The sequence below is a fragment of the Kitasatospora sp. NPDC059146 genome (genome assembly GCF_042786665.1).
Classification (GTDB): domain Bacteria; phylum Actinomycetota; class Actinomycetes; order Streptomycetales; family Streptomycetaceae; genus Kitasatospora.
On record NZ_JBHZCY010000093.1, the window covers coordinates 30,537 to 37,059 of the forward strand.

Consider the following 6,523-nt stretch of genomic DNA (forward strand, 5'->3'; position numbering starts at 1 on the left):
AGGGCGCGTACGGGGGCGCACAGTGGTGACCGGCGTGGTGCGATCCACCCGGTGAGACCCACGCCCCCCCGAGCGCCCCCGTACCGGCGGCTCAGCCCTGGAGCCGCCCCGAGGCGACGATCCGCCTGAGGAACTGCCGGGTCCGCTCCTGCTGCGGATCGCCGAACACCTGCTCCGGCGGCCCCTGTTCGAGCACCACCCCGCCGTCCAGGAAGCAGACCTGGTCGGCGACCTCGCGGGCGAACCCCATCTCGTGGGTGGAGAGGACCATCGTCATCCCCTGCTCCTTGAGGTCCCGCACCACCGACAGCACCTCCCCGACCAGCACCGGGTCGAGCGCCGCGGTGATCTCGTCGAGCAGCAGCAGCCGCGGCCCGGCCGCCAGCGCCCGGACGATGGCGACCCGTTGCTGCTGTCCGCCGGAGAGCCGGTCCGGGTACTCCCGGGCCTTGGCCGCCAGCCCGAGCCGGTCCAGCAGCGCGAGCGCCTTCTCCTCGGCCTCCGCCCGTCCGACCCGGTGCACCCGGCGCGGGGCGAGCGTGACGTTCTCCAGCACCGTCATGTGCGGGAACAGGTTGTACGACTGGAACACCACCCCGATCCGGCGCCGCACGGCGTCCTCGTCGGCGCGCGGGTCGGTGATCTCCTCGCCGTCCAGGAAGATCGCGCCGTCGTCGATCCCCTCCAGCAGGTTGACGCACCGCATCAGGGTGGACTTCCCGGAGCCGGACGCCCCGATCAGCGCCGTCACCGAGTGCTCGGGCACCGCGAGGCCGACGTCGCGCAGCACCACCTGGTCGCCGAAGCTCTTGCGCACCGACTCCAGCCGGAGCACCTCCGTCCCGGTCACACCGCACCCCCCTGCAGCTGCCGACGGTTCATCCGCCCGGTCAGCCAGTCGGCGAACCGGGTCAGCGGAACGGTCAGCACGATGAACACCAGCCCCGCCACCAGGTACGGCGTGAAGTTGAAGGAGTGCGCCGCGATGATCTTCGCGGCGTACACCGCGTCGATCGCGCCGCCGATCGAGACCAGCCCGGTGTCCTTCTGGAGGCTCACCAGGTTGTTGAGCAGCGGCGGCACCACCCGCCGTACCGCCTGCGGCAGCACCACGAACCGCATGGCCTGCGCGTTGGTCAGCCCCAGCGAGCGCGCCGCGGCCCGCTGGCTGGGGTGCACCGACTCGATGCCGGAGCGGAACACCTCCGACACATACGCCGAGTACGTCAGCACCAGCGCGGCCCCGCCGAGCAGCAGCGGATCGGTGGTCACCCCGGTGAGGCGCAGCGCCGGAACCCCGGTGATCATCACCAGCAGGCAGATGATCATCGGCAGCCCGAGGAAGAAGTCCACGTACGCGGTGGCCAGCAGCCGCACCGGCAGGAAGACCGGCCCGCGCAGCGTCCGCAGCACCGCCAGTAGCAGCCCGAAGACCATGATCAGCACCCCGCAGCCGAGCATCAGCTCCAGGTTGAGCCGCAGTCCGCGGAGCACCTCGGGCAGCGCCTGGCGGGCGTAGTCCAGGTTGAAGAAGGTCCGCCGGGTCACCGCCCAGCCGGGGGAGTTGACGACCAGCAGGTAGAGCGCGACGGCCGTCAGCAGGGTCGAGGCGGTGGCGACCAGCGCCGAGCGGCGGGCCCGGGCCCGCCGGTACGCCTCGTGCGCGAGCCGCCGCTCGGACGGGCGGTACCCGTCCTCCCCGGCCGGGGAGGCGGACCCGGCCGCGGCTGCGGCGGTGTCGACCGGCCCGGGCGGGCCCGCCTCCGCACTCACTTGAGCACCGGCGCCGAGACGGCGTCCGACAGCCACTGCTTCTCCAACCCGGCCAGCGTCCCGTCCGCGCGCAGCGCGTCCACCGCCTGCGACACGCACGGCGTCAGCCGGGAGCCCTTGTCCAGCACCAGCCCGAACTGCTCGGCCTTCGAGGCGGATGCGAACTGCCCCACCACCTGGGCCTCAGGCACCTCGGCGCCGGTGATGTAGAACGCCGTCGGCAGGTCGACGACCAGCGCCTCCACCTGACCGTTCTTCAACGCGGCCTTGGCCAGGTCGTTGGAGTCGAACACGGCCGGCTGGGTGCTCGGCTTGATGGTGTCGGTGATGGTGTCCAGGCTCGTGGTGCCGACCTGGGCGCCCAGCTTGGCGCCCTTGAGGTCGGCGACGCTCTTCGCCCCCGCCGCCTTGGAGCCCTTCAACGCGATGACGGCCTGGCGCACGTCGTAGTAGCCGGAGGAGAAGTCAACCGCCTGCTTGCGCTCGTCACTGATGGACACCTGGTTGATGTCGAAGTCGAAGTCCTTGGCACCCGGCGCGGTCGCCTTGCCGAACGGCGCGACCACCCAGCCGACCTTGTCCTTCGGGTAGCCCAGCTTCTCCGCCACCGCGTACGCCACGGCCGACTCGAAGCCCTTCCCGTTCTCCGGCTTGTCCTCGGAGAACCAGGGGTCGTACGCCGGCTTGTCGGTGCCGACGGTCAGCTTCCCGGCGGTCCGGGTGGCCAGCGCCCCCGGCGCGCAACCCGCGGCCGCGCCCGCGGTGCCCGGGGCGCCGGAGGCGGCGGCCCCGTCGGACTTGGCGTCCTGCGGCGCGCACCCGGAGAGCACGGCGGCGACGACCGCGAGCGCGGCGAGGGGCAGGGCGGTGGACGGCTTGCGGAGGCTCATGGCAGGGCTCCAGGGGAGGACCGGGCGGGACGGGGGGAGGGGCCAGGGGTGCTGCGGGCCGGACCGGGCGGGCCGCTTCCCGGCGGGTCACTTCCCCCGGTGGCGGCGCCGGAACACACACGGCATGGTCGGCGTACGGGCCCGCGTCCGCGGCGCCCCGGGCCGGATCAGCGACAGCGGCGGCAGTGGCAGCGGCTGTGCGGGCGGCGGCAGGGACAACAGGCCTGCTGACGGGAGGGCGCCCGGAACGGGTTGTCATGGCGCTCGGCCACCGTGATCACCTCCGGGAGCATGCGGGGAGGTTCGCATCAGGACGGCACGGCTGTCCAGAACATCCAGGAAACCGTCCACATGCCGGACAACCGGGGCTCCGGCGGAGAATCCGGGGCCGGAGCGGCGGCACACGGGAGGTTTGCCGGTTCGGACCCCCTTGAACGGGAGAACCTTTCGTACTTATGGTGTCCTCGTTGAAATAACTCCTGTCGAAGTGAGTCCACGATGCAGAATCTTTCGCCAAGGCTCGCTGCGGCGGCCGACGCCCCGGCCTCGACCCTCGCCGCTCACCCGGCGTGGCTGCGCCTGAAGGAGGCCGTCGAGACGCTGCGCCCGCTGCAGTCCAAGGACGGCTCCATCGACCTGTCCGCGGTCCAGCGCCACACCGTCGACCCGCTGGTCGCCGACGTCCGGGCGTCCATCGAGGAGCTCGCCCCGCACTTCCCGCACGACGCCGCCTACCTGAAGGCCGTCGACGCGGACCTCGCCAAGTGGGCCGACACCGGCTACCGCGAGCCCGACTTCCTGGACTCGCTGCTCGCCTTCCAGCCCGCCGAGCAGCGTGAGGACGGCCTGGAGCACCTCGTCGTCTTCCCGATGTACACCCAGAACGGCAACCCGGACCGCAACCTGGAAGCCGTCCTGCTGAGCGTGGTCTGGCCCGAGTGGCTGGACGAGCTGGAGCGCACCCGGTTCGACAACCCGATGTTCGTGCCGATCACCTTCACGGACTTCACGGCCGGCTACGACACCAACTCCGCCGTGCTCTTCCCCGAGACGGTCGCCGTGCGCAAGGCGCCGGAGCGCTTCACCTGGGGCGGCATCTTCTGCGACCGCGAGGCCGCCCGCTTCCGCGCCGTCACCACCAGCGCCGTCCAGCAGCTCGGCCTGGAGATCCCGGCCGACGCCGAGGGCCTGCTCGAGGACCAGCAGCGCGCCCAGGAGACCTTCGTGCTGTGGGACCTCGTCCACGACCGCACCCACAGCCACGGCGACCTGCCGTTCGACCCCTTCATGATCAAGCAGCGCAGCCCGTTCTGGATGTACGGCCTGGAGGAGCTCCGCTGCGACCTCACCACCTTCAAGGAGGCGGTGCAGCTGGAGACCGAGGGCAACCCGCACGCCCGCGACGTCCAGTACGCGATCCTCTTCGACCGGCTGTTCCGCTTCCCGGTCAGCGGCGACCGCGTCCGCAACTACGACGGCATGGGCGGCCAGCTGCTCTTCGCGTACCTGCACAAGCACGACGCGCTGCGCTGGCGCGACAACCGCCTCACCATCGACTGGGAGCGCGCCCCGCAGGTCACCAACGCCCTCTGCGCCGACATCGAGACCCTCTACCGCGACGGCATCGACCGGCCCAAGCCGGCCCACTGGATCGCCGCCTACGAGCTGGTCTCCCGCTACCTCACCCCGCACCCGGCCTCCACCTGGGCCAAGGGCCCCGAGGCCCTCCCGCTCGACCTCACCGACGGCAAGGCCCTGAACAAGGCGCTGTGCGACGCCGTGCTCCCGGACGAGTTCCCGCTGAGCATGTTCTACGAGGCCCTGTCCAAGAAGCTCCGCGGCGTCATCGCCGCCACCGCCGGCATCACCGGCGCCGGTATCCAGGGAGTCGCCGCGTGACCACCAACCCCTCCACCAAGCTGGCCGGCAAGGTCATCGCGGTCGCCGGAGCCAGTGGCCCGGCCGGCCAGGCCGTGCTGCGCCGCCTCGCGGCCGAGGGCGCCACCGTGATCGGTGCCGACATCGACCCCCGGCGCCTGGAGTCCGCCCTGGACGCCACCCGGGTCGCGGTGCGCGGAGCGAAGGTGAGCGGTCAGGTGATCGACCTCCTCGACCCGCAGGAGGTCCACGACTGGGCCGACCACCTGGAGGCCGAGCACGGCCACGTCGACGGCGTGTTCCACCTGGTCGGGGGCTGGCGCGGCAGCAAGACCTTCTTCGACAGCCGTCTGGACGACTGGGACTTCCTGCACGACACCGTCGTGCGCACCCTCCAGCACACCTCGCTGGCCTTCCAGCCCGCGCTGGTCCGCAGCTCCGCCGGCCGCTACGCCATGATCTCCGCCGCGGCAGCGCACAAGCCCACCGCGGGCGGAGCCGCCTACGCGGCGGCCAAGGCCGCCACCGAGGCCTGGACCCTCGCGATGGCCGACTCCTTCAAGAAGGAGACCACCTCCCCGGACGGCGAGCCCACCGCCGCGGCTGCGATCCTGGTCATCAAGGCGCTGGTCAGCCCCGAGATGCGGGCCGAGAAGCCGGAGGCCAAGTTCACCGGCTTCACCGACACCGCCGACCTCGCCGGACACCTGGCGGACCTCTGGGACCGCCCCGCAGCAGAACTGAACGGACAGCACCTGTGGCTGACAGCCCGATGACCGACCTCACCCGTACGGACGCGGTCCGGCGACACGACCCCGCCGTCCGCGGCTTCGCCAGCGACAACTACGCGGGCGTGCACCCCGAGGTCCTCGCCGCGATCGCCCTCGCCAACGGCGGCCACCAGATCTCCTACGGCGAGGACGACTACACGAACCACCTCCAGGACGTCTTCCGCCGCCACTTCGGCGACAAGGCCGAGGCCTACCCGGTCTTCAACGGCACCGGCGCCAACGTGGTCGCCCTCCAGGCGCTGCTGCCGCGCTGGGGCGCCGTGGTCTGCGCCGACACCGCCCACATCCACGTGGACGAGGGCGGCGCGCCGGAGAAGATGGGCGGCATCAAGCTGCACACCGTCCCCACCTCGGACGGCAAGCTCACCCCCGAGCTGCTCGACCAGCAGGCCTACGGCTTCGGCGACGAGCACCGCGCGCAGCCGCTCGCGGTGTCCATCACCCAGAGCACCGAGCTCGGCACCCTCTACACGGTCGACGAGCTCCGCGCGGTCATCGACCACGCCCACCAGCTCGGCATGCTCGTCCACATGGACGGCTCCCGCCTGGCGAACGCGGCCGACTCGCTCGGCCTGCCGATGCGGGCCTTCTCGACCGACCTGGGCGTCGACGTGCTGTCCTTCGGCGGCACGAAGAACGGCCTGCTGCTCGGTGAGGTCGTGGTGGTGCTCAACCCGGAGCGGGTGCGCAACATCAAGTACCTGCGCAAGACCTCGATGCAGCTCGCCTCGAAGATGCGCTTCGTGTCCGTCCAGTTCGAGGCGCTGCTCGCGGGCGACCTCTACCTGCGCAACGCCGGCCACTCCAATGCGATGGCCCGCCGCCTGGACGCCGCGGTCCGGAAGATCGACGGCGTCGAGGTCGTGCGCCCGGTCCAGGCCAACGCGGTGTTCGCGATCCTCCCGCGCGAGGTCAGCGAGCGGCTGCAGAAGCGTTACCGCTTCTACTTCTGGAACGAGCAGACCGGTGAGGTCCGCTGGATGTGCTCCTTCGACACCACGGAGGCCGACATCGACGCCTTCGCGGCGGCCATCGCCGAGGAGATGGGCCGGGCCTGACACCCGGACCTGACAGTGCATCGCCTCCGCCCGGACTCCGGGCGGAGGCGATTTGCATGTGGCGGGTCGGTCCCCGTACAGTTCCGGAGTCGCCGCGGGAGACCGGGGCGACAAAGCGGAAAGTGAATCCGAT

The 6,523-nt window shown here is 71.5% G+C and carries 6 protein-coding genes; 3 read left to right on the top strand and 3 right to left on the bottom strand.

What is annotated here, in order from left to right:
• Window positions 1-91: 91 nt before the first annotated feature.
• The 3 genes from ACFXPX_RS30955 to ACFXPX_RS30965 are packed head-to-tail and all read right to left on the bottom strand — an operon-like array spanning window position 92 to window position 2,663.
• Entirely contained in the window at window positions 92-850 is a 759-nt protein-coding gene (locus tag ACFXPX_RS30955) for an amino acid ABC transporter ATP-binding protein (RefSeq protein ID WP_375895953.1), read from the bottom strand.
• Window positions 847-1,773 carry an amino acid ABC transporter permease gene (locus ACFXPX_RS30960; RefSeq protein ID WP_380522644.1) on the bottom strand — a complete coding sequence of 309 codons (927 nt, stop codon included), beginning with the start codon at window positions 1,771-1,773 and terminating at the stop codon, window positions 847-849. The genes ACFXPX_RS30955 and ACFXPX_RS30960 overlap by 4 nt, the downstream gene beginning before the upstream one ends.
• Window positions 1,770-2,663, bottom strand: coding sequence for an ABC transporter substrate-binding protein (locus tag ACFXPX_RS30965; RefSeq protein WP_380644167.1), 894 nt, complete (start codon window positions 2,661-2,663; stop codon window positions 1,770-1,772). The genes ACFXPX_RS30960 and ACFXPX_RS30965 overlap by 4 nt, the downstream gene beginning before the upstream one ends.
• 498 nt (window positions 2,664-3,161) lie before the next feature.
• On the opposite strand from ACFXPX_RS30965, the gene ACFXPX_RS30970 reads away from it, so the two are divergent.
• From ACFXPX_RS30970 to ACFXPX_RS30980, 3 genes are read left to right on the top strand one after another with little or no spacing between them, the layout of a single operon-like run.
• Window positions 3,162-4,562, top strand: coding sequence for a DUF6421 family protein (locus ACFXPX_RS30970; RefSeq protein ID WP_375895962.1), 1,401 nt, complete (start codon window positions 3,162-3,164; stop codon window positions 4,560-4,562).
• Entirely contained in the window at window positions 4,559-5,317 is a 759-nt protein-coding gene (locus tag ACFXPX_RS30975; RefSeq protein WP_375895965.1) for an SDR family NAD(P)-dependent oxidoreductase, read from the top strand. Before ACFXPX_RS30970 ends, ACFXPX_RS30975 begins: the two co-directional genes overlap by 4 nt.
• Window positions 5,314-6,390 (top strand): threonine aldolase family protein, encoded by a 1,077-nt coding sequence (locus ACFXPX_RS30980; protein WP_380644168.1) that lies wholly within the window; start codon window positions 5,314-5,316, stop codon window positions 6,388-6,390. Before ACFXPX_RS30975 ends, ACFXPX_RS30980 begins: the two co-directional genes overlap by 4 nt.
• Window positions 6,391-6,523 lie beyond the last annotated feature (133 nt).

What these genes read in the sequence shown, in the direction of transcription:
- ACFXPX_RS30980 (WP_380644168.1), top strand. Translation starts at nt 5,314, where the DNA reads ATGACCGACCTCACCCGTACGGACGCGGTCCGGCGACACGACCCCGCC.
- ACFXPX_RS30970 (WP_375895962.1), top strand. Translation starts at nt 3,162, where the DNA reads ATGCAGAATCTTTCGCCAAGGCTCGCTGCGGCGGCCGACGCCCCGGCC.
- ACFXPX_RS30965 (WP_380644167.1), bottom strand. Translation starts at nt 2,663, where the DNA reads ATGAGCCTCCGCAAGCCGTCCACCGCCCTGCCCCTCGCCGCGCTCGCG.